Consider the following 26,924-nt stretch of genomic DNA (forward strand, 5'->3'; position numbering starts at 1 on the left):
GAAGGCGGACGAAGATGACGACGGGGCAGTCCGGAGCGAAGGCTCCGGACCGCAATCGTGGCCCCGCGCGCCCCGGGTCGCCGCCGTGCCGGACGCCTCAAGAACTCAACCCGACAACCAAAGCAAACTGATCACCCCCGAGCCCGCAACCACTCCTCAAGATCCCCCGCAGGCAACGGCGGTGAAAACAGAAACCCCTGCCCCGCCGCACACCCCTGCTCGATCAGGAAGCGCCGCTGTTCCTCGTTTTCAACGCCCTCGGCCACCACCGGCAGGCTCAGGCTCTCCCCGATCCGGATCACCGCGCTGGTCAGCGCCCGCGCTGCATCGTCGCTCTCCAGACCCTGAACGAAACTGCGGTCCAGCTTCAGTTCGTCGACGATCAGCCGGCGCAAGTGGCCCAAGCTGGAATACCCCGTCCCGAAGTCGTCCATCGAAAGCCGCACGCCCAGGCGATGCAGTTCGGCGATCGTGCGCAGCGTGCCTGCCGTCGCGTCCAGCACCACGCCTTCCGTGATCTCCAGCATCAGATCCGCCGGCGCCAGCCCGAATTCGGCCAACGTCGCCGCGATCATGCGCGGCAGGTTCAGGTTGTGGAAATTGGTTGCCGACAGGTTCACCGACACCGACGGCACGCGCAGGCCGTTGTGGCGCCAGATCGACAGTTGTGAGCAGGCTTCTCGGAGCGCCCAGTCGCCCAGGTCACCGATCAGCCCGCACTCCTCGGCCAGCGGCACAAAGCGTGCCGGAGAGATGTCGCCCAGCGTCGGGTGACGCCAGCGGGCCAGCGCCTCCACCCCGTACAGGCTGCCGTTCTTCAAGCCCACCTGCGGCTGGTAATGCAAGCGCAATGCCTTGGCTTCCAGCGCGTCTCGCAACGCCGCCTCCAGCGCCAGCCTTTCCTGCGCCTGGCGGTTCATTTCCGCGCTGAAGAATGAAATGCGGTTGCGGCCCGCCGTCTTGGCCTGGTACATCGCCATGTCCGCATGGCGCAGCAGCGTATCCATGTCGCGGCCGTTTTCCGGGAACACGCTGATGCCGATGCTCACCGACGGGTTCAGCGTGATGCCGCCCACCGAGAACGGCTGCGCCAGCGCCACCAGGATGTGCTCCGCGGCGGCGGTCAGGCGGCCGTGTTCGAACTCCGGCATCAGCATCACGAACTCGTCGCCCGACAGCCGGCCCACGATGTCCGTCGCGCGCGCCAGGCGGCGCAGGCGCTGCGCCACGTCGCGCAGCAGCGCGTCGCCGATCGGATGGCCCAGCGTATCGTTCACCTGCTTGAAGCGGTCCAGGTCCAAGAACAGCACCGCCACCCGCTTGCGTTCCGGTTCGGCGCGCGCGATCGCCTGTTCGGCCTGGGCCAGCAGCAGATTGCGGTTCGGCAGGCCCGTCAGCTCGTCGTAGAACGCCAGTTGGCGGATGCGCGCGCGGGCTTCCTCGCGTTCCAGCGCCAGCGCGCACAGGTACACGCACACGTCCACCAGACGATGATGGAAATCGTCCGGCAGGCGGCGTTCGCGGAAATAGAAGCCGAACGTGCCAATCACCCGGCCGTCACTCGACTTGATCGGCGACGACCAGCAGGCCTTGTATTCCTCGGGCAGCGGCAGATGGCGGTAATCGTCCCACAGCGGGTCCGTTGCGATGTCCGGCACGATGACCGGCCGGCCCAGAAACGCCGCCGTGCCGCAGGCGCCCACCTGGGGACCTATCGGCACGCCTTCCAGCGCGTCCGAATAGCCCTGCGGCAGGCTCGGCGCGGCCAGCGGGCGCAACAGGCCCGCATCGTCCACCCGCAACACCGAGGCCGCCACTTCCGGCGCCAGGCGCTCGACCTCGCGGCACACCATGTTCATGACCTCGACCACCGAGGCCTCGTTCACCATCGCCTGCAGCACCCGACGCTGTAGCACCTCGTGCACCTTCGTCGGCGTGATGTCCGTCAGCACGTCCACGATGTTGACCAGCGTCCCGCGCTCGTCGAACACCGAATTGGCCATCACCGACACCCACAACGGCTTGCCGCCGCGGTCATACACCAGCACGTCCTTGTGATAGCCCTCGCGGCAGGCGATGCGGCGATGCAGTTCCTCGCGCGTGCCGCCGTCGGCACGGCCGCCGGACAGCAGTTCGCCCAGGTCCTGGTTGACCGCGTCGCCGCGCGAGAAGCCCAGCATGCGCTGAAAGCCGTCGTTCACGTAGACGATGCGCCCATCACAGCCCGACACCGCCACCGCATTGCCGGTCTCGTTGATGCCCAGCATCAGGAGGCGGATTTCCTCCTGGCGTTCGGCGTCCGCGATCGACTTGCGCGAAATGACCGACACGCGGCCGACCTCCCCCGCTTCGTTCAGCTGCGGCAGGTAGGTCGCTTCGATCCACAGCGACGCGCCTGCCTTGGTGCGATAGCGGCAGGTGCCCGAAAAGTGCTGGCCGCGGCGCAGCCGGGCCCACACCTGCTCGCCGCTGCCGGTGCCCTTGCCTTCGTCCATGCTGTCGCACAGCACGTCGTGGCGCAGCGTCAGGGCCTCTTCGCGGGTGTAACCCACCGCGGCCAGGAAATTGGGATTGCCGTTCAACAAGGAGCCGCTGGCGTCGAAATCGAACAGCAGCAAAGCGCGGTCCATCGACGTCAGATAAGTGCCCACATGCCAAGCGGCGCCTTGGGGGTTCGTCTCCGAACCGCCAAGATGAGAATCAAGCATAAGGGGCTCCAACCCGGATAACAGCTGTTCCGGTTTCATTCAGCGCCTCGGAAAACCAAGGGCGACGCGATCGCGTCCGTCCTGCTTGGCCAGATACAACGCCTGATCCGCCCGGCTGAGCGTCTCTGAGAACGTTTCGCCCAACTGGTGATGCGCCATGCCGATACTGACCGTCAGCCGCAGGACTTCATCCCCGGCCGGCATTGCCATCGCCCGCACGTCGCCCACCAGGCGGTCCATGACCACCTGCGCGGCTTCCGGCTGCGTCTGCGGCAGCAGCACGAGGAATTCTTCCCCGCCCCAGCGGCCGCAGAGATCGTATTCGCGCAGGCTTTCGCCCAGCACGGCGGCCAGTTCCACCAGGGCGCGGTCGCCCGTTTCGTGGCCGAAACGGTCGTTCACGGCCTTGAAGTGATCCACGTCCAGCATCGCCACGACGAAGCTGTCGCCCGTGCGCGCGGCGCGCTGGACTTCCTGCTTGATCGTCTCCATCAGCGCGCGGCGGTTCAAGAGGCCGGTCAGGGGATCGCGGCTGGACGTTTCCTCGAGCGCGCGGTTCAGGTCGCGCATCATGTTCTGGTAGTGATCCGAGATCCGCGCAATGCGGGTCAACCGGCGCAACTGCCGATCGAACTGGTCGCACAGGCCCAGTTCACGTTCGTGCGCCATGCTTTGGTAGGCGTCCGAAAGCTGGGTCACGCGCTGGATGCGCGTCATCTGTTCCTCGGTGTGCCGCCAAAGCGCTTCCAGCGCGTCGCGCAGCGGATGGCCGGCATGGGCCGGATCCGCCAGCAGAGCGGCGATGCGCTTGTCCAGTTCGGCGGCGCCCGGCTTCATTGGCGGCCGACCACCGAGAACGGGAACGTGCAGTCTTCCTTGAACTCTTCGGCCAGTTCGCCCACGCGCTCGTTGCGCATGTCGTAGAACCAGGTCACGCCGACCTCGCGGCCCTTGCGGTGCGCGGCCTCGAGCACATCGAAGATGTCCATCACGGACTTGATGCTGCTGGTGTTCAGGTACAGCAGTTCCAGCTCAAGCTTGAGCGGCGTGTCGCGGTCCTGCAGGTACGTCTCGACCCACTCAATGACCGGGCCGAACAGTTCGAAGGAATTCTCGGGATAGGAGTCGCCGCGCATCGCCAGCACGCCGGCGGCAGCGTCGGCGGCGATGGCGGGCGTGGACTGGGTCCCGGGAATGTTCAGGTCTTTCATCAAATACTCCGAAAATAATCCTTTGAACGCGCGTTCTCAGACCACCACGCTCAGGCTGAAGAAGGCCTTGCCCGGCTGTGCGGCGGGGGTCAGGCTGGCTTCCAGCGGAGCGCCGGCGCGGCGCGCGATGTCGATGAGGCCCAGGCCTGCGCCCGACGCCACGCCCTGCGTGCGCGGCTTGTGCAGTTGTGCCTTGTATTCGGCCTTCAGGGCCGCCTTGTCCAGCGCGGCCAGTTCCTGGATGCGGGCGACCAGGCTGTGGCCGTCCTCTGCGTTGACCAGATTGCCCGCCGACACCACGTAGCGGCTTTCGTCGCGGCGGCCGATGACCACCGTGGCCGAGGCGTCCGCGTCCCCGTTCTGCGCGGCGTACTGGCGGATGTTCTGGATCATTTCGATGTAGACCGAGAACACATCCATCGCTTCGGCGGGGCGGACGTGCTCGGCATTCAGGTAGTTCTTCAGCGCATTGCCGATTTCCTCGATCAGGCTGCGCGAGATCGGCCCGTTAAAGCACAGCAGCGTGCGGTTCTGGTCGAAGCGCGCGCCCAACGCGTATAGATCGGAGGCATTCATGAGGGTACCGCCTTGATAACGATTATTCGAAACGGAAAGACAGCAAGGTAATGTCGTCGCGCTGGGGCCGGCCACCTTGGTATTCGGCAAGCGCCTGGCTGAAAGCCGCCGCCTGTTCGGTTAACGGCCTGCGGGCGTGCGTCTTGAGCATTTCCGCGAACCGCGTGTTGCCAAAGCCGAAACCATGCTCGCCGCCGGCCTGGTCCAGGAACCCGTCGGTGGCCAGGTAGTACGTCCAGCCCGGCTCCATCTGCAGCACGATGTTCTCGTAAACCCCCATACGCTTGTCGCCTAGTGCGCGCCGGGCGCCGGGCACTTCGCGCAGGGTTTCACCATCGCTTGCGTACAGGCTGATCTTGGCGCCTGCGTACAGCAACCTGCCGGATTGCCGGTCAATATATACCAGCCCCGCATCGGTGTTGGTGGCCAGGGCCCGCGGCAATTGCGCGTCGGCCAGCATCGCCCGGATGGCGTTGTCGGTGCGCGTCAGAATGCCGGCGGGATCGCCCGGGCCGACTTCGGTGATCGCCAGATCGATGGCGGCGCGCGCCAGCATCGTCATCAGCGCGCCGGGCACGCCGTGGCCCGCGCAGTCCATGATGCCCAGCAGGCAGTTGGCGCCGTCCGAGCGGAACACGTAGAAATCGCCGCCGACCACGTCGCGCGGCTTCCACAGCACGAAATGGTGCGCGCCGAGCGACTGGGTCAGCTGGCGGTCCGGCAGGATCGCGCGCTGGATCAGGCTGGCGTAATCGATCGAGTCGCCGATCTTCTTGTGCGCCGCGGCCATGGCGCGGTTGGCGTCTTCCAGTTCCGAGGTGCGTTCACGCACCTTGGTTTCCAGTTCGGCCGTGTGCTTGCGCACCTTGTCGGCCATCACGCCGAAGGCCCGGCTCAGGTCGCCGATCTCGTCCTGGCCGCCCGGCGGCAGGCGCACGTCGTAGCTGCCGTCGGCGATTGCCCGGGCGGACTGCTGCAGGCGGCGCAAGGGGCGCAGCATCAGGCGTTCGATGGCATAGCCAAAGCACAGCAGCATCGCCGCAAACAGCACCACCAGGCCGATCGCGGCCGGCCACAGCCAGCCCGTGTCCAGCACCCGGGCGGCGCCCAGGTCGACCACGGTCAGCACGTGCCAGTGCAGCTCCGGCATGTACGCCACCGACACCAGCTGGCGCACGCCGTCCATCTTGACCCAGGCCGATTGCACCGACTGCGGGTCCGCCTGGGCCGCGTGCATGGCGGACAGCAGCTCGGCGCGGCCCGCGCCCTCGTCCAGCAGGCTGAAGACCATGCCTTCGCCGCTGGCCCCGCCCGCGCCCGAGTTGTAGGCGATCAGCGCGGGGTTCATGTGCGCCTGGATCGCGCCTTCCTCGTCCACGATGATGGGCGTGACGCCCGGCTGGCCGCTGTTCACGAATTCCTTCAGGAACCCGCCCACATCCAGCCCCGCGCCCGTCAGGCCCATGACCTTCTCGCCGTCGCGGATCTGCACGTTGATCCAGACCTTGGTCGTCTGCAGCTTCAGGTCCGGATTGACGTTGATGTTGTAGCGGGCGGAAGACTTGATCGTGGCGTAGAACCAGCCGTCGTCGGCCGCGCTGGGGCTGAGCGTGTAGCGCGGCGTCTCGGACAGCGGCTTGTCGTCGTTGAAGTAGTAATTGCCCGAGGCGGCGCTGGCGATGAAATAGGCGCCGCCCAGCAGGTCGCGGCGGTAGCCGTCGGCCTCGCGGAAGAACAGCTCGCGCGCGGCGGGATCGTTTTCATTGCGAAGCCAGCGGCGCGTGACCTCGCTGTCGGCCAGGCGCTGCGACAGCGCGAGTTCGCGCGACACCGGGGCCAGGATCCGCTGGCGATTCAATTGCGTGAAATTGTCGGCAAAGGCGCGGCCGAAGTGCTCGCGCACGCCGTCCAGCACCTGCCAGCCGATCAGCGCGGCCGGCGCTAACGCGACCAGACACGCCAACAGCAGCGCCATTAGTGATTTCCTGCGCAATCCCCATTTCGCCATGCGAAGTCTTCCTGACAGCCTGATGCGATGTCACGCGCGAAAACGGGGGATGCAGGTCGGGTGCTTAGGCCGTACGAGGCGCCCTGCCATGCTGATGCCCCGCCTTTTGAGCCATGAGCCTGAACGCCGGCGCCCCATGCGGGCGATCCGGCGCGGCTAGTGTAGATGGCGGTGGGGTTTATTGATACAGGTGCAAACGTCTGGATGCGTTCGAGACACCCTAAGTTTCACGCGAGCAATATATATCTTGATTTATTGCGTTTTATATCAGTGGCTGTTACCACTCGCCGTCCCGATTTGCAGCTTTATTGCGACACGCCGGCTACACGCCGAGGTAGCGTTCCCAGAGGCTGCGGTCCGAATCCAGGGCTTGGGAATCGCCCGTCCAGACCACTTTGCCGCGTTCCAGGATGACATGCCGGTCGGCAAGGCTAAGTAACCTTTCGACATACTTGTCGATCACCAGAATGGTCTGCCCGGCTTGCCGCAGGCGCGCCAGGCAGTTCCAGATTTCTTCCCGGATCTTTGGCGCCAGCCCCTCGGTGGCTTCGTCCAGGATCAGGAGCCGCGGGTTCGTGACCAGTGCGCGGCCGATGGCCAGCATCTGCTGCTCGCCGCCCGACAGCTGGTTGCCCATGTTGCGGGCACGCTCGGCCAGCCGGGGAAACAGTTCGAACACGCGATCGGGCGTCCAGGGCTCGCCGATGTCCGGGTTGCGGCCCGCGACGAATGCCGTCAGATGCTCGCGCACGGTCAGGTTGGGAAAGCACTGGCGGCCTTCCGGGACAATTGCCACGCCGGCCCGCGCGATGCGGTCCGGACTCCAGCCGCTGATGTCCTGCCCCGCGAAATGGATCTTGCCGCCGCGCAGCGGCAGCTGCCCGAACAGGGTGCGCAGCAGCGTGGTCTTGCCCATGCCGTTGCGGCCCAGCAGGGTCACGACCTGACCCGCGCCGATTTCCAGGTCCACGCCGAACAGCACCTGGCTGGCGCCGTAGCCGCTCTTTACCGATTCGATGGCCAGCATCACACGGTCTCCTCGTCGCCCAGGTAGGCCTGGCGCACTTCCGGGTTGGCGCGGATCTCGTCCGGCGTGCCCGAGGCGATGACCCGGCCGTAGACCAGCACGGACAGGCGGTCGGCAAGACGGAAGACCGCCTGCATGTCATGTTCAACCAGCAGCATCGCGGCGCGTCCCCGCATGGATTCGATCAGTTCGGTCAGCCGGACGGTCTCGTCCGGCCCCATGCCCGCCATGGGCTCGTCCAGCAGCAGCACCTTGGGCCGGGCGGCCAGCGCCAGCGCAAATTCCACCTTGCGCTGTTCGCCGTGCGGCAGCGTGCCCGCGGCGCGGCCAAGCAGGCTGGCGTCGATGGCGCACTCGCGCGCCAGTTCCCGCGCCTGGTCATACAGCGCCGACTCCGCGGCGCGCGGCTTCCAGAAGCGGAAGCTGCTGCCCGCGTGGGCCTGCACGGCCAGCACCAGGTTATCCAGCACGCTGGACTGCTTGAAGATGTTGGTGATCTGGTAGGACCGCGACAGCCCCGCCGCCACGCGCTGGTGCGCGTTCATCGCGGTGACGTCGCGGCCGTCCACCTCCAGCGTGCCGGCATCGGCGGACAGCGTGCCCGACAGCAGGTGGATCAGCGTGGACTTGCCGGCGCCGTTGGGGCCGATCAGGGCGTGGATCTCGCCCGGCTCCAGCGACAGCGACACGTTGTCGGTGGCCACCAGGGCGCCAAAGCGGCGGACCAGTCCGCGCGCCTGCAAGGCGTGCGTGCCGGTCGCGCGGGTCGTGGGATTCATCGGAGTGCTCATGAGCCCACCTTGCCGGATTGCGGGGCAGCGCGCCCGCTGAACAGCGGCCCGAACAGGCCGACCAGGCCGCGCGGCGCACCAAACACCACGCAGAGCAGCAGCACGCCCAGGGGCAGGTGCCAGTATTCGGTCCACAGACGCAGCACTTCTTCCAGCGTCAGCATCACGACCGCGCCGGCCACGCCGCCGTAGCGCAGGCCGATGCCGCCCACCAGGACCATGATCAGCAGGTTGGCCGATTGGGTCCAGTGCATGAGGCTGGGCGAAATGAACAGGTTGTGGTTGGCGAGCAGCGCGCCCGCCAGCCCGGCGGCCGCGCCGCTCAGCGTGAAGGCCACGAGCTTGATGCGGTAGACGGGGTAACCCATGGATTCCATGCGCGATTCGTTCTCGCGGATGCCCTGCAGCGCCATGCCGAAGCGCGAGGCGACCACGCGGCCGAAGGCCCACATCAGCAGCGCGAACAGCACCAGCACCAGGTAATAGAAACTGACGTCGTGGGCGAGGTCGATGCCCGGCAGGGTGGAATAGCCCGGCAGGTTCAACCCGTCTTCACCGCCGTACTGGCGCAGCGAGATGAAGATATAGAACAGCATCTGCGCGAACGCGAGCGTGATCATGATGAAGTACACGCCGCGCGTGCGCAGCGAGATCGCGCCCGTGATGCAGGCCAGCACGCCCGCCAGCAGCATCGCCACCGGCCAGGACACCAGCGCGGACGTGACGCCCGACATCGCCAGGATGCCCACCGCGTAGGCGCCCGCGCCAAAGAACGCCGCGTGGCCCAGCGCCACCATCCCGCCGTACCCCAGGATGAGGTTCAGGCTGGTTGCCGCCAACGCGTAGATCAGCACGCGCCGCACGAACGAAATGTAGAAGTCCAGGCCCAGCATGGGCGCCACCAGCGGAAACACCGCCAGCGCGGCCAGAAGGACCACGGTCCAGATCTTGGTTTTCATGGTCAGCCCCGCGCCGGAAAGAGGCCAGAGGGCCGGAACACCAGCACTGCCGCCATCAATACATAAATGGCGATGGCCGCGAGCGTCGGACCGACACTGGAGGCCACGGCCGGAGAAAACACCTGGCGCAACAGCATCGGCAGAAACGCCCGGCCGGCGGTGTCGACCATGCCGACCAGCAGCGCGCCCACGAAGGCGCCCCGGATCGAGCCAATGCCGCCGATGACGATGCACACCAGCACCAGGATCAGGATCTCTTCACCCATGCCCACCTGCACCGAGGTGATCGGGCCCAGCAGCGCGCCGGCCACCGCGGCCAGCATGGCGCCCAGCACAAACACGCCCAGGAACAGCAGCGGCACGCGCACGCCCATCAGGGTGGCCATCTGGCGGTTGGAGGCGCCGGCCCGGACCAGCACGCCGGCGCGGGTCCGCGTCACGAACCAGTACAGCCCGGCAGCCGCCGCCACGCCGAAGACGATGATCATCAGGCGGTAGGCGGGGTACAGCAGGTCAGGCAAGAGGCGCACGGGACCGGACAGCATCGCGGGCATGTTCAGCATGACCGGCGCCGGGCCCCAGATCATCTTGACCAGGTCATTGGCGATGAGGATGACGGCGTAGGTGCCCAGCACCTGCGCAAGGTGGTCGCGCAGCGCCAGGCGGCGGATGAGCGACAGTTCCAGCACGATGCCGACGATGCCCGTGGCGACCGCCGCCACGAGAACCGCGGCGGTGAACGAGCCGGTGCGTTGCATGGTTTCGGCGGCGACATAGGCGCCAGCCATGTAGAGCGAGCCGTGAGCCAGATTCATGATGTCCATGATCCCGAACACCAGGGTCAGCCCGGCCGCAATCAGAAACAACATCAACCCAAACTGCAGACCGTTCAGCAATTGCTCGACGATCAGCGTAAACGTCATGAAAACTTCCCCCTTGCCGCGCGCCGCCGAAGGGCCTCGCGATCAATTCATCAAAGCTATCCCACCTGCATCCCGCAACGAATATCGCAGCGCTCGAATCATGACCCGTCTGCCCCCAAGCGGGGTCGCGCGGATCCGGCTTTGCCGGTCCGCTGCGACGCCCCCTGGGGGGGAAGCGCGCAGCGCTTCGGGGGGGGTCACATCTTTTTGCAGTCGCCGACGTAGACGTCCTGGTACTTGTCGAACACCTTGCCCACCAGCTTGTTGGTGATGCGGCCGCTGCCGTCCTTGTCGACGACGCGCAGGTAGTACGCCTGGATCGGGTAGTGGTTCTTGCCGTAGGTGAAGCTGCCGCGCACCGAGGGGTAGTCGGCCTTTTCCAGCGCCTTCACGATGGCTTCCCGGTCGGTGGCCTTGCCGCCGGCCTGCTTGACGGCGGCGTCCATGGCCATGATGACGTCATACGCCTGGGCGGCGTAGACCGAGGGGTAGCGGCCGTTGTATTCCTTGCGGAAGGCGTCGACGAAGGCCTTGTTCTGCGGCACGTCCAGGTCATGCGCCCATTGCGCCGTGTTGTACATGCCCAGCATGGGGTCGCCCACCGCCTGGATCACGTCCTCGTCGGCCGAAAAGCCCGGGCCGATCAGCTTGACGTTCTGGGACAGGCCGGCCGAGACGAACTGCTTGACGAAGTTGATGCCCATGCCGCCCGGCAGGAAGATGTAGACGGCGTCCGGCTTGGCGGCGCGGATCTGCGCGATCTCGGCGGCGTAGTCGATCTGGCCGAGCTTGGTGTAGACCTCGTCGCCCGGGGCGGTCTTGTAGCCGCGCTTGAAGCCGGTCAGCGCATCCTTGCCGGCCGGGTAGTCCGGGGCCATGATGAACATCTTCTTGAAGCCGCGGTCCGCCGCGACCTTGCCGGCCGCCTCGTGGAACGCGTCGTTCTGGTACGACGTGCCGAACCAGTAGTTGTTGCACTGCGCGCCGGCGAACTGGCTGGGGCCGGGGTTGTTGGACAGGTAGGGGATCTTGGCGGCGAACAGCGCGGGGCCGACGGCCAGCGCCACGTTCGAGCCGATGGGACCCGTGAAGAAGTCTACCTTTTCGCGCTGGATGTAGCGCGTGACGAGCTGGCGGGCCTGGTCCGGATTGCCGCCCATGTCGGTTTGCAGGAATTCCGCGGGCTGTCCGCCCAACTTGCCGCCCAGTTGCTTGATGGCCAGATTGAAACCGTCGCGGGCCTCGGCGCCCAGCGCCGAGAACGGGCCGGAGATGTCGTTGGCGATGCCGACCTTGACGGTGTCGGCGTAGGCCATGGCGGGGACCAGGGCGGCGGCAGCCAGGAAGGAAGTGATCAAACGCATGGTGGTGTGCTCCGTGCGCGAGCCCGCGCAGAGGGTGTTCTTTTTGAAGGTGCGATGCGAAAGACTTCTGTGCCCGGCCCGCCGGCGCGATGGTCGCCGCCGTCAGGCCGTGCCGGCAGGAGGTATGCCTGCCACGCCGCAATCCCCTCAAGCAGCACAGGGAAAACTGGCGTGGTTCATAGTTTAGGTTTAAAGTATTCGGCAAAACAAGTCTAGGGTTTTTACCACCTGCCGCCATGGACACCCTCTACCGCAACTACGATCGCGCTCAGCTGGACGTCCAGTACAACGCTCGCGCGACAGTACCCGACATCCAGCCGATACTCAAGAAATACGCCGAGGACAGCGCCACTGCCCGGCGCACGCTGGATTGCGCGCTCGACGTGCCTTTTGGCGATCATCCCGACGAATTGCTGGACATATTTCCAGCCGCCGGCGCCGCGCCCGGCAAACCCGGCGCGCCCGTCTTCGTGTTCATCCACGGCGGCTACTGGCGCCTGTTGTCCAAGAACGAGTCCAGCAACATGGCGCCCGCGTTCACCCGGGCGGGCGCGGTGGTCGTGGCCGTGAACTATTCGCTGGCCCCGGCCGTGACGCTGGACCGCATCGTCGACCAGAACCGGCGCGCGCTGGCCTGGATCCATCGCCATATCGCCCAATACGGCGGCGACCCGGCGCGCATTCACATCTGCGGCAGCTCGGCCGGCGGCCACCTGGTCGGCGCGTTGCTGGCCAGCGGCTGGCACGCCAGTTACGACGTGCCGCCCAGTGTGGTCCGGGGCGCTGCGCCGCTGTCGGGCCTGTTCGACCTGCGCCCGCTGGTGCACACGCACATCAACGAATGGATGCGCATGAGCGAGGCCGACGCCATCCGCAACAGCCCCGCGCTGCAACTGCCGCAGACGGGCTGCCCGCTGGTGGTCAGCTACGGCGAATCCGAAACCGCCGAATTCAAGCGCCAGAGCAATGATTACCTGGCCGCCTGGCGCGAACGCGGGTTTCCCGGCAGGTATGTCCCGATGCCGGGCACCAATCACTTTGATATCGTCCTGACGCTCAACGATCCGAACAGCCCGCTGACCCAAGCCATCTTCGAACAGATGGGTCTGGCGCCCTCATCACCACCGCATTCCCGGTAATCTTCCGAGCCATGACCGACACTCCCGACCTGGAATCCCGCGCCGCGCCCGACGACCATCACGCGCTGCGCCTGTGGCTGCGCATGCTGACCTGCGCCAATCTCATCGAAGGAGAGATCCGCAGCCGCCTGCGCAATGAATTCGACACCACCCTGCCCCGCTTCGACCTGATGGCGCAATTGCAGCGCGCGCCCAAGGGCATGAAGATGGGCGAGCTCTCGCGTCACATGATGGTGACCAACGGCAATATCACGGGCATCACCGACCAGCTCGAAAAGGAAGGCCTGGTGGTGCGGACCAAGGTTGAATCGGACCGCCGCAGCTCGCTCATCAAGCTGACCCCGCAAGGCAAGAAAAGCTTCTCGCGCATGGCGCGGGCCCACGAAAACTGGGTCAAATCCATGTTCGCCGACCTGCCCGAATCCAGCCGCAACGCGTTGTTCCAGGCGCTGGGCGAACTGAAGCTGCAGGTGGTGGCCACCCGCTCGGCGGCCAACCGCGATTAAGCGTTCTTGCGCGCCGGATCCGGGGGCCGGATTGGCGCATAATTGCCGCCATGATTCCGGTATCTCTTCCTGGCGGTAATTTCTACGTGTTGATGGCGGCCTCGCTGGCCTGCCTGTCCACGTTGCTGACCTGGCTCGCCGTCCTGGCCACCTCGCGCGGCGCCCGCGAATGGCTGGCCGTCCACCGGCGCGCCGGCACCGTGCTCATGACCTTGCTGGCAGTCGTCGGCGCCATCTTTCCGTACCAGCAGTTCAGCCAGTGGTTCGTGGCCCAGCGCGATGCGCAGGCCGACGACGCGCGCAAGACCGTGCTGGCCCAGCCCACGCAGCTGGCCGGGGTGCAGATGCCCGCCGGCACGACGCTGCGGCTGGCCACGCCGGGCGATCTGGCCTCGTTTGACCGCGCCACCTTTCCCGAAGCCCATCCCGCCGAGATCCTGGGCGTCGCGGCGACCCAGCTGTTCCGCTACCCCGCGACCAGCAAGCAACCCGAAACGCTGTCCGCCGAAATCGCGCGCGACCAGGCGCTGGAGGGCTGGCTGTGCGCCCACGGCCACCGCATCGAATTCGTCGTGCATGGCGGGCATCCGCAGTTCTCCAGCTGCCACCTGGCCATCGGCAACACGCTGGACCAGCAGCCCGTGCCGGCGGGCGCCTGGCTCAAGGTCGACCCCGCCCTGCGCGGCACGCCGCTGGACAAGAGCGGGTCCGGCCCGCGCTGGCTGCTGCGCACCGAGGGCAGCGATTCCCTGACCGTGGCCAGGATTCCCTTGCTGAAGGTGGACCTGCAACTGGACGCGCAGCGCCGGATGCTGGGCTTCGAAGGCCTGGCGGCGCGCGACACCGTGCTGGGCGACATGACTTACCCGCCCGGCACGCGCGTGCTGGCCGCCAACCCGCGCCTGCAGGGTGCGCAGCCGGGCGACCTGCTGTTCTCGCCCTCGCGCGGGCGCTCGGCGCGCCGGGCCGGCGGCGAAGACGTTCCCGCGGGCAAGTCGGTGCTGCAGGCGCCCGACGGCACCGTGCGCAGCGTGCTGAGCAACCGCGAGGCCGGCGTGCTGGACGTGGCCGCCATGCGTATCGGTCCCTGACGCGGACGCCCCGCCCCTCGGGTTGCCGAGGGGGCCGGACACCGCCCCCGGATCCGGTGGGATAATACGAAGCTTTCCCGCACGCCGCCGTGCCTGGCGGCGGTTCCGTCCCGCTCACTCCAAGAGACGAAGTCATGGCCGTTAATCTGCAGATCCCCTCCGAGTCCGAAATTTTCCCTGTTGCCGGCGTAGAAATCGGCGTCACCGAGGCCGGCATCCGCAAGGCCAACCGGCGCGACCTGACGGTGTTCCGCCTGGCCGAAGGCACCAGCGTGGCGGGCGTCTTCACCCGCAACCGCTTTTGCGCCGCCCCGGTGCAGGTCTGCCAGGCCCACCTGGCCGCCGGCGGCCCGATCAGCGCCCTGGTCATCAATACGGGCAACGCCAACGCCGGCACCGGCGAAGAAGGCCTGAAAAAAGCCAAGGACACCTGCGACGCGCTGGGCAAGCTGCTGGGCGTGCCCGCCTCGCAGATCCTGCCGTTCTCCACCGGCGTCATCCTGGAGCCCCTGCCCCTGGACCGCCTGGTCGCCGGGCTGCCCGCCGCCATTGCCGACCTGGCCGCCGACCACTGGTCCAGCGCCGCCCACGGCATCATGACCACGGACACCCTGCCCAAGATTTCGTCCGCCAAGGTGCAGATCGACGGCAAGACGGTCACCTTCACCGGCATCAGCAAGGGCGCCGGCATGATCCGTCCCAACATGGCCACCATGCTCAGCTTCCTGGCCACCGACGCCGGCATCGCCCAGCCGCTCCTGCGCAAGCTGGCCGTGGAAATCGCCGACGCCTCGTTCAACCGCATCACGGTCGACGGCGACACCTCCACCAATGACTCCTTCATCATCGCCGCCACCGGCAAGTCGGGCGTCAACGTCAATAGCGAGTCCGACGCCGCCTACGCCGCCGTGCGCGAGGCCCTGACCGCCGCCGCCCTTGATCTGGCCACCAAGATCGTGCGCGACGCCGAAGGCGCCACCAAGTTCATGACGATCCGCGTCGAAGAAGCCGGCACCACCGAGGAAGCCCTGAAGGTCGCCTACGCCGTGGCGCATTCGCCGCTGGTCAAGACCGCGTTCTTCGCGTCGGACCCCAACCTGGGCCGCATCCTGGCCGCCGTCGGCTATGCCGGCATCGATGACCTGGATGTCTCCAACATCCGCCTGTGGCTGGACGACGTGCTGGTTGCCAAGAACGGCGGCCGCAATCCCGACTACCAGGAAGCCGACGGCCAGCGCGTCATGAAGCAGGCCGAAATCTCGGTGCGCATCGCGCTGGGCCGAGGCCAGGTCAGCGACACCGTCTACACCTGCGACTTCTCGCACGAGTACGTGTCGATCAACGCCGACTACCGCTCCTGATCGACCATGACGGCAAACGAGTTCACCACCCTGATCCAGCGCGCCGAACGCGTGCTGGCGCAGCTGGAGGCCTTCCTGCCTCCGGCCCCGCCCGAGATCGACTGGTCGGCCCACGCGTTCCGCTGGCGCAAGCGCGGCGCGCGCGGCTGGCTGGACGCCGTGCGCCACGTGGCGCGCATCGACCTGCAGGACCTGCAGCACATCGAGCGCCAGAAGGCCACCATCGACCGCAACACGCTGCAGTTCCTTGAAAAGAAGCCCGCCAACAACGTGCTCATGACCGGCGCGCGCGGCACCGGCAAGAGCTCGCTGGTCAAGGCCATGCTGGCCGCCTACGGCGACCGCGGCCTGCGGCTGATCGAAGTCGACAAGTCCGACCTCGGCGACCTGGCCGATATCGTCGAACTGGTGGCGGCGCGGCCCGAACGCTTCATCGTGTTCTGCGACGACCTGTCCTTCGAGGAAGGCGAAGCCGGCTACAAGGCGCTGAAATCGGTGCTGGACGGGTCGGTGTCGGCCTCGGGCGACAACGTCCTGATCTACGCCACGTCCAACCGGCGCCACCTGATGCCGGAATACATGAGCGAGAACCTGCAGGCCAAGCACCAGCCCGACGGCGAAATCCACCCCGGCGAAACCGTCGAGGAAAAGATTTCGCTGTCCGAGCGCTTCGGGCTGTGGCTGTCGTTCTACCCGTTCAAGCAGGACGACTACCTGGACATCGTGTACCACTGGCTGCGCGAACTGGGCTGCCCCGAACAGCACATCGAACCGTCGCGCACCGAGGCCCTGCAATGGACCATCGAGCGCGGCTCGCGTTCGGGCCGCGTGGCCTATCAGTTCGCGCGCGACTGGGCGGCCCGCCATGTCTGAAAAGATCGTCGACGTCGCCGCCGGCCTGATCCTGCGTCCGGACGGCAAGCTGCTTCTGGGCCAGCGCCCCGAGGGCAAGCCGTGGTCGGGCTGGTGGGAACTGCCTGGCGGCAAGCTCGAACCCGGCGAGACCGTGCTGCAGGCGCTGGCGCGCGAACTGCAAGAAGAAATCGGCATCCGTGTCACGCAGTCGCGCCCGTGGGTCACCTATGTGCACGCCTATCCCCACACCACGGTGCGCCTGGCGTTCTGCCACGTCACCGGCTGGGAAGGCGAACCGCAAAGCCTTGAAAACCAGCGCCTGGAATGGGTGGATCCGGCCAACGCGGCCGCGGTGGGCGACTTGCTGCCCGCCACCCTGCCGCCGCTGCGCTGGCTGCAGCTGCCCACCACCTATGGCATCAGCGGCATCGGCTCGCGCGCGGGCATCGCGCCGTTCCTCGGCCGGCTGGACGCGGCGCTGGCGCGCGGCGTGAAGCTGGTGCAGTTCCGTGAACCGCAATGGCCCGACGGCGTGGGCGCCAGTTCGCTGCACGAGGTGCTGCAACAGGTGGTCAAGCGTTGCCGCGCCGCCGGCGCGCGCGTGCTGGTCAACAGCATCCATCCCGTTGCCTGGTGGAAGGAAGCCGACGGCGTGCACCTGCGCACGGCGGATGCGCTGCGTCTGACCGCTCGTCCGGAATTGCCGCGCAACGCGCTGGTCGGCGTTTCCGCGCATGACAACGCGCAGGTGGTCCATGCCCGCGAACTGGGCGCGGACTTTGCCGTGCTGGGTCCCGTGCTGGACACGCCCAGCCATCCCGGCGCGCAGACGCTGGGCTGGGAAGGCTTCGTGCAAGGCAACCGCGACGCGGGCATTCCGGTGTTTGCGCTGGGGGGACAATCCACCCAGACGGTCTCGCAAGCCTTGCGGCACGGCGCGCATGGCATCGCCGGCATTCGCGGCATTCTCTGACCGCCTGAGTTGCTCGCGCTTCGCCCTGCCGCGCCGCGCGCGCAATCCAACGGCCCATGCCTTGCGCATGGGCCGTTTTGCATTCCGCCCGGGCGGGAAAGCGCGCATAGACCAAACGTGCGCGCCGTTGCACGCTACATCCCGAGGCCTGGCCGCCACGCGCGGCCCGGCAGGCAATCGGCATTACATCGAGGAACGCATGTCTGAAATCGCATTTGCCACGATGAGCGATCTGGCGGACGGCCTGGCGAAGGGCCGCTACAGTTCGGTGGAAGTGACGCGCCACTTCCTGGACCGCATCGACCGGGCCAATCCGGCGCTGGGCGCCTTCGTCAGCGTGGACAGCGCAGGCGCGCTACGGCTTGCCGAGGCCTCCGACGCACGCAGGCGCGCCGGCTATGGGATGCTTAGCGCCCTGGACGGCATCCCCGTGGCGATCAAGGACCTGTGCGACATCCAGGGGCAGATCACCACGGCGGGCTCCGAGGCCTGGCGCGAACGGCGCGGCGGCGTCACCGCCACCGCGGTGACACGGCTGCTGAACGCGGGCATGGTGGTGCTGGGCAAGACGCACATGGTCGAATTTGCCTTTGGCGGCTGGGGCACCAACCCGGTGATGGGCACGCCCCGCAATCCTTGGGACTTGAATCGCGCACGGGTGCCCGGCGGCTCGTCCAGCGGGTCCGGCGTCGCCGTCGCGGCCGGGCTGGCGCCCGCGGCGCTTGGGTCGGACACGGGCGGCTCGGTCCGGATTCCGGCGGCGCTCAATGGCATCACCGGCCTGAAGACCACGCGCGGACTGATCAGCCTGCACGGCGCGGTGGCGCTGTCGCCCACGCTGGACACCCTGGGCCCGCTGACCCGCGACACGCGCGACGCAATGCTGCTGACCGCGCTGATGGCCGGATCCGACACCCATGATCCCCTGACGTTCGGCATTCCCGCCTTCAACTACCACGAGCCCTACTCCGGGCCGCAACCGCTGCGCGGCAAGCGGATCGCGCTGATGCCGGTTGCACAGCACCCCATTGCCGTGGAAGCCGATGCGCTGTCAGCCCTGGACGACGCGCGCCGCGTGCTGGCCGCGCTGGGCGCCGACGTGCAGGAAACGCCCCTGCCCTTCGATTTTCACGAGATGATGCAACGCAACGGCCAGATCATCGCCGCGGAAGCGTATGCGCTGCACCGCGGCCACATCGAGGACACGGCGCAGCCCATCGGCCAGTACGTGCGCGCCCGCGTGCTGTCGGGCAAGGGAATCTCGGCGGCCGACTACATCGGCGCATTGCAGGCGCATGCGCAGGCGCGCCGCGACTGGCTGGACTGGATGCAGGAGTTCGACGCGGTGCTGACGCCTTGCGTGCCGTTCGGCGCGCGGCAGCTGGCCGACGTCGATGAAACTGCCACGCCGCTTGCGTCGTTTACTCGCGCCGGCAACTACGTCAACGCCGCAGGACTGGCGCTGCCCGCGGGCTTTACCAGCGACGGCCTGCCGCTGGGCGTGCAGTTGCTGGGAAAGCCGAACGCGGAGGCCGTGCTGGGCCGGATTGGCATCGCGTTCCAGGCGGTCACCGACTGGCATCGCCAGCGGCCGGATCTGAAGGCCGTGGGTTTGTAGGGCAGCCGCGGCTAGCGCGACGGCGCCGCCGGCGTTTGCTGCGTTGGGGCTTGCGGCGCAGCTGTTTGCGACGCAGGCGCCGATGCAGGCCCCGATGCAGGCGCCACCGCAGGCGAGGTCGCGGCGTCCGCCCGCGCCGTTTCCACGGGCGGCAGACCTTCCCAGCCGCCGCCCAACGCGACGATCAGGTTGACGCTGGCCACGAGCCGGTTGCCCAGCAGGCTCAGGGCGTTGCGCTCGCTGTTGAGCGCGGTGGCGTCGACCACGGCCACGCTCAGGTAGTCGACCAGGCCCGCCTTGTACTGGTTCTGGATCAGGCGCAGCGATTCCCGCGCGGATTCCAGCGCGCGCCGCTGCACGATCTGCTCCTGCTCCATTACCCGCAGCTGGATCAGGTAATCCTCGACCTCGCGCAGCCCGGTCAACGCCGCCTGCCGGTAGGCCGCGGCCTGCGAGTCGTACGACGCACGGGCCTGCTCGACCTGGGCCTCGCGCGCGCCGCCGTCGAAGATCGTCAGGGCCAGCGCCGGTCCCAGCGACCAGAAGCGCGCGGGCGCCGTCAGCAGCTCGGCAAACTCGCCATTGCGGAAACCGCCGTCGGCCGACAGGGTCAGGCTGGGGAACCACGCGGCCTGCGCCACGCCGATCTGCGCGTTGGCGGCGGCGGCGCGGCGTTCGGCGGCCGCCACGTCGGGCCGGCGTTCGAGCAGTTCGGACGGCAGGCCCACGGGAATCTGCGGCAACCGCAACGCGAAGACGGCGGGCGGCAGACTGAACTGGGACGGCGCCAGACCCATCAGGACGGCGATCGCGTGCTCATACTGGCCGCGCTGCCAGTCCAGGTCGATGGACTGCGCGCGCGTGCTTTCCAGCTGCGTGCGCGCCACCGCCACGTCGGCTTGGCCGGCCACGCCGACCTCATAGCGGTTCTGCGTGAGCTGCAGGGATTTTTCATAGGCGGCCACGGTGGCGTCGAGCAGACGCTTCTGCTCGTCCAGCACGCGCAATTGCAGATAGGTCTGCACCAACGCGGCCTGCGCACTCAGCCGGGTCGCGCCCAGGTCCGCCAGGCTGGCGGCGGCGCTGGCTTCCGAGGACTCGACACTGCGGCGCACGCGCCCCCACACGTCCAGCTCCCAACTGACGCTGCCGGTCAGCGAATACTGGTTGGATACGTTGCCGCCGGAACCAGTGGACGAACCGCTTTGCCCGCCGTTGCCGCTGCGGCTCATGCCTGCCCCCGCGCCCACGGTCGGAAAAAAGCCCGAGCGCGCGCCGCGCACCAGGCCAAGCGCCTGGCGGTAGTTCGCCTCGGCCTGCGCAATGGTCTGGTTCGAGGTGTTCAGACGGTCCACCAGGCCGTTCAGCGTGCTGTCGTCGTAAACCGTCCACCACGCGCCGCGATCGGCCTCGTCGCGCGGTTGCGCGGGCTTCCAGCCGGGCACCTCGACCTCGCCTTCCTTGTAGGCGGCGCCCACGTCGAGCGCCGGACGCTGGTAGTCGGGCCCGACCGCGCAAGCGCCCAGCAGCGCGCACAGCGCAAGCGTGATCGCGGCGCGGGGAAATGAGGCGAAAGCAGACGGCGTGGTACGGATCATGTGTGTTTGATGGAAGCGGAATCGCCGGCCCGCCCGGAGCGCCGGCGTGCGGCCCACAGGCGGAAGCGATCCAGATAAAGATAGACCACCGGGGTGGTGTACAGCGTGAGGATCTGGCTCAGCACCAGGCCGCCCACGATGGTGATGCCCAGCGGCTGGCGCATCTCGACGCCGGCGCCCGTGGCCAGCACCAGCGGCAGCGCGCCGAAGATGGCCGCCATCGTGGTCATCATGATGGGCCTAAAGCGCGTCAGGCAGGCCTGGAAGATGGCGTCGCGCGGCGACATGCCGTGGTGGCGCTCGGCGTCCAGCGCAAAGTCCACCATCATGATGGCGTTCTTCTTGACGATGCCGATGAGCAGGAACACCCCGATCAACGCGATCAAGGTGAAGTCATGGCGCACCAGCAGCAGCGCAAGCAGCGCGCCCAGGCCCGCCGACGGCAGCGTGGACAGGATGGTGAGCGGGTGGACGAAGCTTTCGTACAGGATGCCCAGCACGATGTACATGGTGACCAGCGCAGCCAGGATCAGCCAGGGCTGTTGCGACAGCGTCTGCTGCAACGCGGCGGCGGTGCCCTGAAAGCCGGCCTGGATCTGGTCGGACGGCAGGCCGATGCGGGCCACCGCGTTGTCGATCGCGGTGGTCGCCTGCCCCAGCGACACGCCGGGCGCAAGGCTGAACGAGATGGTGTCCGCCACGAACAGCCCCTGGTGACTCACGCTGAGCGGTGCATTGGCGTTTTCAAGCTTGGTGAACGCCGACAGCGGCACACGTGCGCCGTCCGCGGTGATGACTTCGACCTGGCGCAGCGACTCGATGTCCTGCGCGAACTTCGGGTCCACGCCCAGCACCACGTGATACTGGTTGAGCGGCCCGTACATGACCGACACCTGGCGCTGGCTGAACGAATTGTTCAGCACCGTGGAGATGGTGGCCATGCTGATGCCCAGCCGCGTCGCGGCTTCCCGGTCGATGACCAGGTTGATCTCGCGGCCCCGGTCCTCGACGTCGGCGTCCACGTCGGTAATCTCCGGAATCTTGGCCATCGCCTGCTGCACCTTGGGCATCCACGTGCGCAGCAGCTGCAGGTCGCCAGACATCAGGGTGTAGTCGTACGAACCCTGGCTTTGGCGCCCGCCAATGCGGATGTCCTGCTGCGACACCAGGAACATGCGCGCCCCGGGCATGTTCTGCAGCTTGGCGCGCAAGCGGTTGATGACCACGTCCGCAGAGACCTTGCGCTCGTCCAGCGGCTTTAACTGGATCTGCATGAAGCTGCTGTTGCTGCCGCCGCGCCCGCCGGCGTAGCCGGTCATGCTTTGCACGGCCGGATCGGCCAGCACCACCTTGCGCAGCGCCTCGAGCTTGGGCAGCGTGGCCTGGAACGACGTGCCCTGGTCCACCCGGAAAAAGCCCAGCAGCTGGCCCGTGTCCTGCTGCGGGAAAAATCCCTTGGGCACCACCGTATACAGGTACACGTTCAGGCCCACGGCGATCGCCAGCGTCAGCATCATCAGCCGCCCGTGCGCCAGCGCCCAGCCGAGCGACACGCGATAGCCGTTCTGCATCGATTCGAAGGCGCGTTCGGACCAGCGGGCCAGCCGGCCCGGCGGCTTCTGTTCCTTGGGTTCGGGCCGCAGCAGGCGCGCGCACATCATGGGCGTGAGCGTCAGCGACACCACCAGCGACACCAGGATCGACGCCGACAAGGTGACCGCGAACTCGCGGAACAGGCGCCCGACCACGCCGCCCATCAGCAGGATGGGGATGAACACCGCCACCAGCGACAGGCTCATCGACAGCACCGTGAATCCGACTTCGCGCGAGCCGCGCAGCGCGGCGCGCATCGGCGACATGCCGCGTTCGACATGACGCATGATGTTCTCGAGCACCACGATCGCGTCATCCACGACAAAGCCGGTCGCGACGATCAACGCCATCAGCGAAATGGTGTTCAGCGTGTAGCCGCACAGGTACATGATGCAGAACGTACCGATCAGCGACACCGGCACCGCCACGCTGGGAATGATCGCCGCCCGCCAGCGCCGCAGGAACAGCAGCACCACCAGCACCACCAGGCCCACGGCGATGATGAGCGTCAGCTCGGCCTCGTGCAGCGACGCCCGGATGCTGGGCGTGCGGTCCTGCGCGACCCGCATGTTGACGTCGGCGGGCATCAGCGCCTGCAACACGGGAAGCTGGGCGCGCACGGCGTCCACGGCTTCGATGATGTTGGCGTCGGCCTGCCGCCGCACGATCATCAGGATGGCGTTGCGATCGTTGTAGAAGCCGGTCTGGTAAAGGTCTTCGACCGAATCCTCGACGCGGGCCACGTCGGACACGCGCACCGGCCGGCCATCGCGCCAGGCCACGATCAGCGGCCGGTATTCCTCGGCGCGGCTGAGCTGGTCGCTGACCATGATCTGCCAGTGGTAGCGGTCGTTTTCCAGCACGCCCTTGGGCCGGTTGGCGTTGGCGTTGGCCAGCGTGGCGCGCAATTCGTCCAGCGACACGCCCTGATTGGCCAGGGCGCCGGGCAGCACGGTCACGCGCACGGCCGGCAGCGAGCTGCCGCCCACCGTGACCTCGCCCACCCCGTCCACCTGGGCCAGTTTCTGCGCCACGATGGTGGACGCCAGATCGTAGAGCTGGCCCTGGCTGAGCGTGTCGGAAGTCAGCGCCAGCGTCAGGATGGGCGCGTCCGACGGATTGGACTTGTGATACGTGGGATTGCTGCGCAGCCCCGTGGGCAGCAGCGAGCGCGCCGCGTTGATGGCGGCCTGCACGTCGCGCGCGGCGCCGTTGATGTCGCGCGACAGGTCGAACTGCAACGTGATGCGGGTAGAGCCCTGCGAGCTGCGCGAGGTCATTTCGGTGACCCCCGCGATGCTGCCCAGCGACCGCTCCAGCGGCGTGGCAACGCTGGAGGCCATGGTCTCGGGACTGGCGCCGGGCAGGCTGGCCGACACCGAAATGGTCGGAATGTCCACCTGCGGCAGGGGCGCGACCGGCAAGAGGAAGAACGCAAGCATGCCGGCCAGCACGACCGCCAGGCTCAGCAGCGTGGTCGCCACCGGCCGGACGATGAAGGGCGCCGACAGGATCATCGGGCGGCTCCGGCCGATTGCGCGCCCGCTCCGCGCCAGCGGCGCGACATGCGATCGAACATCAGATAGATGACGGGCGTGGTGAACAGCGTCAGCACCTGCGACAGCAGCAGGCCGCCGACCATGACCAAACCGAGCGGCTGGCGCAATTCAGCGCCCGTGCCCGTCGACAGCATCAGCGGCAAGGCGCCGAACAGCGCCGCCAGCGTGGTCATCAGGATGGGACGAAAGCGCAGCAGCGCGGCCTCGTGGATGGCCTCGCGCGGCGACAGTCCGCGCTTGCGTTCGGCATCCAGCGCGAAGTCGATCATCATGATCGCGTTCTTCTTGACGATGCCGATCAGCAGGATGATCCCGATGATGCCGATCATGTCCAGCTCGGTGCCGCTGATGAGCAGCGCCAGCAGCGCCCCCACGCCCGCCGACGGCAGCGTGGACAGGATGGTGATGGGATGGATGTAGCTTTCGTACAGGACGCCAAGCACGATGTACATCGTGACCACGGCCGCCAGGATCAGCCACAGCGTGCTGGACAGCGAATTCTGGAACGCCAGCGCCGCGCCCTGGAAGCGGGTCTCGACACCGGCCGGCATGCCGATCTCGGCTTCGGCCGCCTTGATGTTCTCGACCGCGTCGGACAGCGAGGCGCCCGGCGCCAGGTTGAACGACACCGTCACCATCGGAAACTGGTCGAGCCGGTTCACGGCCAGCACCGTCCTGCCTTCGCTGATGTGCGCGACCGACGACAGCGGCACCTGCGCACCCGAGGACGTGGGCACGTGAATCTGCCCGAGCGCGCTGGGCGACATCTGGAACTGAGGCAGCACCTCGAGCACCACGCGGTACTGGTTGGACTGCGTGAAGATCGTGGAGATCAGCCGCTGGCCAAAGGCGTTGTACAGCGCCTCGTCGATGATGGCGGCGGTGATGCCCAGGCGCGAGGCGGCGTCGCGGTCGATTTCCACCCAGGTCTGCAAGCCGTCGTCCTGCAGGTCGTCGGCCACATCCATCAGGCCGGGCACGGCGCGCAGGCGGTCGACCAGCTTGGGCGTCCACTCGCTCAGCACCTTCAGGTCGGGATTGGACAGCGTCATCTGATACTGCGTGCGGCTGACGCGGTCTTCGATGGTCAGGTCCTGCACCGGCTGCATGTAGACGGTCAGGCCGTCCTGCTTGTTCAGGTTTTCCTGCAGGCGCGCCATCACCGCGCGCAGATCGCCGGTGCGCTCGGCCTGGGGCTTGAGCGAAATCTGCATGCGGCCGGCGCTGAGCGTGGCATTGCTGCCGTCCACGCCGATGAAGGACGACACGGCGGCCACGTCGGGATCCTGCAGCACCAGGCGGGCGGCGGCCTGCTGGCGCTCGGACATGGCGGCAAACGAAATGGACTGCGGCGCCTGCGTGATGGCCTGGATGAGGCCGGTGTCCTGCTGCGGAAAGAACCCCTTGGGCACCACCATGTACAGCAGCACGGTCAGCGCAAAGGTGGCCACCGCCACCACCAGCGTCAGCGTCTGGTGGCGCAGCACCACCTGCAGCATGCGGTCGTATGCGGCGATGACGCGGTCGATGAACGCGCCCGTGGCCCGATGAAAGCGTCCATGCTTCGTTTCGGATTCCGAACGCAAGAGGCGCGCGCACATCATGGGCGTGAGCGTCAGCGACACCAACAGCGAAATCAGGATGGCCACCGCCAGCGTGATCGCGAATTCGCGGAACAGCCGGCCCACGACTTCGGTCATGAAAAGCAGCGGGATCAGCACGGCGATCAGCGACAGGGTCAGCGAGATCAGCGTGAAGCCGATCTGCGACGCGCCTTTCAGCGCGGCCTGCATCGGCTTTTCGCCTTCCTCGATGTGCCGGGCGATGTTCTCGATCATCACGATCGCGTCGTCCACCACGAAGCCCGTGGCGATGGTCAGCGCCATCAGCGTCAGGTTGTTGATGGAGAACCCGGACAGATACATGATGCCGAACGTGCCCACCAGCGACAGCGGCACGACGACGCTGGGAATCAGCGTGGCCGTCAGGCTGCGCAGGAACACGAACGTGACCATGACCACCAGCCCCACGGCCAGCAGCATTTCAAACTGCACGTCGGCGACCGAGTCGCGGATGGTCTGCGTGCGGTCCGACACCACCGTCACGTCCAGCGTGGCGGGCAGCGCGGCGCGCAGCTGCGGCATCAGCGCCTGGATGCGGTCGACCACGTCGATCACGTTGGCGCCGGGCTGGCGCTGGATGTTCAGCAGGATGGCGGGCTTGTCGCCGGCCCACGCGGCCTGGCGCGTGTCCTCGGCCCCCTCGACCGCGCGCGCCACGTCGGCCAGCCGCAGCGGCGCGCCGTTCTTGTACGCGATGATCAGGCTGTTGTAGTCGGTGGGCGACTTGAGCTGGTCGTTGGCGTTGATGGTGGTGGAACGCTGCGGGCCGTCCAGGTTGCCCTTGGGCTGATTGACGTTGGCGCCGACGATCGCGGTGCGCAGGTCGGTCAGCGACAGGCCATTGGCCGCCAGCGCCTGCGGGTTCACCTGGACGCGCACCGCGGGCCGCTGCCCGCCCGCCACGCTGACCAGGCCCACGCCGGGGATCTGCGACAGCTTCTGCGCCACGCGCGTATCGACCAGGTCGCGCACCTGCGGCAGCGGCATGGTGGGAGACGTGATTGCCAGCGTCAGCACGGCCGCGTCCGCGGGATTGACCTTGTTGTAGGTGGGCGGCACCGGCAGGTCGGACGGCAGCAGGTTCGAGGCGGCATTGATGGCCGCCTGCACCTGCTGCTCGGCCACGTCCAGCGGCAGCGTCAGATTGAATTGCAATGTGATGACCGAGGCGCCGCCCGAACTGGTGGACGACATCTGGTTCAGGCCGGGCATCTGGCCGAACTGCCGCTCCAGGGGCGAGGTGACCAGCGAGGTCATGACGTCGGGGCTGGCCCCGGGGTACAGCGTCACGACCTGGATCGTGGGGTAGTCGACCTCGGGCAGCGCCGAGACGGGCAGGAAGCGGTAGGCGATGAGGCCCGCGATCAGGATGGCCACCATCGACAGGGTGGTGGCCACGGGGCGCAGGATGAATAGGCGCGACGGGCTCACGGCGTTCTCTG

General features: G+C 67.4%; 20 protein-coding genes. 7 read left to right on the plus strand and 13 right to left on the minus strand.

Annotated features, from left to right (window positions below; all coding sequences use genetic code 11):
• Positions 1-131: 131 nt before the first annotated feature.
• From KVT32_RS25420 to KVT32_RS25465, 10 genes are all read right to left on the minus strand, one after another.
• Positions 132-2,708 carry an EAL domain-containing protein gene (locus KVT32_RS25420; RefSeq protein ID WP_254607284.1) on the minus strand — a complete coding sequence of 859 codons (2,577 nt, stop codon included), beginning with the start codon at positions 2,706-2,708 and terminating at the stop codon, positions 132-134.
• 39 nt (positions 2,709-2,747) lie between these two features.
• Positions 2,748-3,545, minus strand: coding sequence for a biofilm regulation diguanylate cyclase SiaD (siaD, locus tag KVT32_RS25425; protein ID WP_142051408.1), 798 nt, complete (start codon positions 3,543-3,545; stop codon positions 2,748-2,750).
• Complete coding sequence (gene siaC / locus KVT32_RS25430) at positions 3,542-3,919, minus strand: biofilm regulation phosphoprotein SiaC (RefSeq protein WP_152383305.1); 378 nt, start codon at positions 3,917-3,919, stop codon at positions 3,542-3,544. The genes siaD and siaC overlap by 4 nt, the downstream gene beginning before the upstream one ends.
• Before the next feature lie 36 nt (positions 3,920-3,955).
• Positions 3,956-4,495 carry a biofilm regulation protein kinase SiaB gene (siaB, locus tag KVT32_RS25435; protein ID WP_056327466.1) on the minus strand — a complete coding sequence of 180 codons (540 nt, stop codon included), beginning with the start codon at positions 4,493-4,495 and terminating at the stop codon, positions 3,956-3,958.
• A gap of 22 nt (positions 4,496-4,517) precedes the next feature.
• Positions 4,518-6,503, minus strand: a complete 1,986-nt coding sequence (gene siaA / locus KVT32_RS25440) for a biofilm regulation protein phosphatase SiaA (RefSeq protein WP_217470114.1) — start codon at positions 6,501-6,503, stop codon at positions 4,518-4,520.
• Positions 6,504-6,825: 322 nt separating this feature from the next.
• On the minus strand, positions 6,826-7,530 hold the full coding sequence (locus tag KVT32_RS25445; protein WP_152383302.1) for an ABC transporter ATP-binding protein: 705 nt from the start codon (positions 7,528-7,530) through the stop codon (positions 6,826-6,828).
• Positions 7,530-8,321: an ABC transporter ATP-binding protein gene (locus KVT32_RS25450; protein ID WP_371825615.1), complete on the minus strand. Its 792-nt coding sequence runs from the start codon at positions 8,319-8,321 to the stop codon at positions 7,530-7,532. The genes KVT32_RS25445 and KVT32_RS25450 overlap by 1 nt, the downstream gene beginning before the upstream one ends.
• Entirely contained in the window at positions 8,318-9,280 is a 963-nt protein-coding gene (locus KVT32_RS25455; RefSeq protein ID WP_056327473.1) for a branched-chain amino acid ABC transporter permease, read from the minus strand. The genes KVT32_RS25450 and KVT32_RS25455 overlap by 4 nt, the downstream gene beginning before the upstream one ends.
• 2 nt (positions 9,281-9,282) lie before the next feature.
• The gene (locus KVT32_RS25460; RefSeq protein ID WP_056327617.1) at positions 9,283-10,203 is read right to left on the minus strand and encodes a branched-chain amino acid ABC transporter permease; all 921 of its coding nucleotides are present in this window, start codon (positions 10,201-10,203) and stop codon (positions 9,283-9,285) included.
• 197 nt (positions 10,204-10,400) lie between these two features.
• A complete protein-coding gene (locus tag KVT32_RS25465) occupies positions 10,401-11,567 on the minus strand; it encodes an ABC transporter substrate-binding protein (RefSeq protein WP_217619012.1) in 1,167 nt (388 codons plus the stop codon).
• 236 nt (positions 11,568-11,803) lie between these two features.
• On the opposite strand from KVT32_RS25465, the gene KVT32_RS25470 reads away from it, so the two are divergent.
• The 7 genes from KVT32_RS25470 to KVT32_RS25500 all read left to right on the plus strand — a co-directional run bounded on the left by KVT32_RS25470 (position 11,804) and on the right by KVT32_RS25500 (position 19,110).
• Entirely contained in the window at positions 11,804-12,706 is a 903-nt protein-coding gene (locus KVT32_RS25470; RefSeq protein WP_217619013.1) for an alpha/beta hydrolase, read from the plus strand.
• An 11-nt stretch (positions 12,707-12,717) separates the two neighbouring features.
• Positions 12,718-13,212 (plus strand): MarR family winged helix-turn-helix transcriptional regulator, encoded by a 495-nt coding sequence (locus KVT32_RS25475; protein WP_056327479.1) that lies wholly within the window; start codon positions 12,718-12,720, stop codon positions 13,210-13,212.
• A gap of 50 nt (positions 13,213-13,262) precedes the next feature.
• A complete protein-coding gene (locus KVT32_RS25480; protein WP_152383301.1) occupies positions 13,263-14,303 on the plus strand; it encodes a hypothetical protein in 1,041 nt (346 codons plus the stop codon).
• Positions 14,304-14,437: 134 nt separating this feature from the next.
• Positions 14,438-15,664, plus strand: a complete 1,227-nt coding sequence (gene argJ / locus KVT32_RS25485) for a bifunctional glutamate N-acetyltransferase/amino-acid acetyltransferase ArgJ (protein WP_062840225.1) — start codon at positions 14,438-14,440, stop codon at positions 15,662-15,664.
• Positions 15,665-15,670: 6 nt separating this feature from the next.
• Entirely contained in the window at positions 15,671-16,537 is an 867-nt protein-coding gene (locus tag KVT32_RS25490; protein ID WP_175157446.1) for an ATP-binding protein, read from the plus strand.
• A complete protein-coding gene (locus tag KVT32_RS25495) occupies positions 16,530-17,492 on the plus strand; it encodes a Nudix family hydrolase (RefSeq protein ID WP_063953926.1) in 963 nt (320 codons plus the stop codon). The genes KVT32_RS25490 and KVT32_RS25495 overlap by 8 nt, the downstream gene beginning before the upstream one ends.
• A 199-nt stretch (positions 17,493-17,691) precedes the next feature.
• Entirely contained in the window at positions 17,692-19,110 is a 1,419-nt protein-coding gene (locus KVT32_RS25500; protein WP_217619014.1) for an amidase, read from the plus strand.
• Positions 19,111-19,121: 11 nt separating this feature from the next.
• Here the strand turns inward: KVT32_RS25500 and KVT32_RS25505 are convergent, their stop codons facing one another.
• Genes KVT32_RS25505 through KVT32_RS25515 form a run of 3 tightly spaced genes read right to left on the minus strand, consistent with a single transcriptional unit; the run spans position 19,122 to position 26,913 of the window.
• Positions 19,122-20,708 (minus strand): efflux transporter outer membrane subunit, encoded by a 1,587-nt coding sequence (locus tag KVT32_RS25505; RefSeq protein ID WP_217619015.1) that lies wholly within the window; start codon positions 20,706-20,708, stop codon positions 19,122-19,124.
• Positions 20,705-23,818, minus strand: a complete 3,114-nt coding sequence (locus tag KVT32_RS25510; RefSeq protein ID WP_217619016.1) for a multidrug efflux RND transporter permease subunit — start codon at positions 23,816-23,818, stop codon at positions 20,705-20,707. The genes KVT32_RS25505 and KVT32_RS25510 overlap by 4 nt, the downstream gene beginning before the upstream one ends.
• Entirely contained in the window at positions 23,815-26,913 is a 3,099-nt protein-coding gene (locus tag KVT32_RS25515) for an MdtB/MuxB family multidrug efflux RND transporter permease subunit (RefSeq protein WP_217619017.1), read from the minus strand. Before KVT32_RS25515 ends, KVT32_RS25510 begins: the two co-directional genes overlap by 4 nt.
• Positions 26,914-26,924 lie beyond the last annotated feature (11 nt).

The sequence above is a fragment of the Achromobacter sp. GbtcB20 genome (assembly GCF_019091095.1).
GTDB classification, from domain to species: Bacteria; Pseudomonadota; Gammaproteobacteria; order Burkholderiales; family Burkholderiaceae_B; genus Achromobacter; species Achromobacter mucicolens.

What these genes read in the sequence shown, in the direction of transcription:
- siaA (WP_217470114.1), bottom strand. Translation starts at nt 6,503, where the DNA reads ATGGCGAAATGGGGATTGCGCAGGAAATCACTAATGGCGCTGCTGTTG.
- KVT32_RS25500 (WP_217619014.1), top strand. Translation starts at nt 17,692, where the DNA reads ATGTCTGAAATCGCATTTGCCACGATGAGCGATCTGGCGGACGGCCTG.
- KVT32_RS25510 (WP_217619016.1), bottom strand. Translation starts at nt 23,818, where the DNA reads ATGATCCTGTCGGCGCCCTTCATCGTCCGGCCGGTGGCGACCACGCTG.
- argJ (WP_062840225.1), top strand. Translation starts at nt 14,438, where the DNA reads ATGGCCGTTAATCTGCAGATCCCCTCCGAGTCCGAAATTTTCCCTGTT.
- KVT32_RS25465 (WP_217619012.1), bottom strand. Translation starts at nt 11,567, where the DNA reads ATGCGTTTGATCACTTCCTTCCTGGCTGCCGCCGCCCTGGTCCCCGCC.
- siaD (WP_142051408.1), bottom strand. Translation starts at nt 3,545, where the DNA reads ATGAAGCCGGGCGCCGCCGAACTGGACAAGCGCATCGCCGCTCTGCTG.
- KVT32_RS25475 (WP_056327479.1), top strand. Translation starts at nt 12,718, where the DNA reads ATGACCGACACTCCCGACCTGGAATCCCGCGCCGCGCCCGACGACCAT.
- KVT32_RS25480 (WP_152383301.1), top strand. Translation starts at nt 13,263, where the DNA reads ATGATTCCGGTATCTCTTCCTGGCGGTAATTTCTACGTGTTGATGGCG.
- siaB (WP_056327466.1), bottom strand. Translation starts at nt 4,495, where the DNA reads ATGAATGCCTCCGATCTATACGCGTTGGGCGCGCGCTTCGACCAGAAC.
- siaC (WP_152383305.1), bottom strand. Translation starts at nt 3,919, where the DNA reads ATGAAAGACCTGAACATTCCCGGGACCCAGTCCACGCCCGCCATCGCC.
- KVT32_RS25445 (WP_152383302.1), bottom strand. Translation starts at nt 7,530, where the DNA reads ATGCTGGCCATCGAATCGGTAAAGAGCGGCTACGGCGCCAGCCAGGTG.
- KVT32_RS25455 (WP_056327473.1), bottom strand. Translation starts at nt 9,280, where the DNA reads ATGAAAACCAAGATCTGGACCGTGGTCCTTCTGGCCGCGCTGGCGGTG.
- KVT32_RS25460 (WP_056327617.1), bottom strand. Translation starts at nt 10,203, where the DNA reads ATGACGTTTACGCTGATCGTCGAGCAATTGCTGAACGGTCTGCAGTTT.
- KVT32_RS25505 (WP_217619015.1), bottom strand. Translation starts at nt 20,708, where the DNA reads ATGATCCGTACCACGCCGTCTGCTTTCGCCTCATTTCCCCGCGCCGCG.
- KVT32_RS25490 (WP_175157446.1), top strand. Translation starts at nt 15,671, where the DNA reads ATGACGGCAAACGAGTTCACCACCCTGATCCAGCGCGCCGAACGCGTG.
- KVT32_RS25450 (WP_371825615.1), bottom strand. Translation starts at nt 8,321, where the DNA reads ATGAGCACTCCGATGAATCCCACGACCCGCGCGACCGGCACGCACGCC.
- KVT32_RS25470 (WP_217619013.1), top strand. Translation starts at nt 11,804, where the DNA reads ATGGACACCCTCTACCGCAACTACGATCGCGCTCAGCTGGACGTCCAG.
- KVT32_RS25495 (WP_063953926.1), top strand. Translation starts at nt 16,530, where the DNA reads ATGTCTGAAAAGATCGTCGACGTCGCCGCCGGCCTGATCCTGCGTCCG.
- KVT32_RS25420 (WP_254607284.1), bottom strand. Translation starts at nt 2,708, where the DNA reads ATGCTTGATTCTCATCTTGGCGGTTCGGAGACGAACCCCCAAGGCGCC.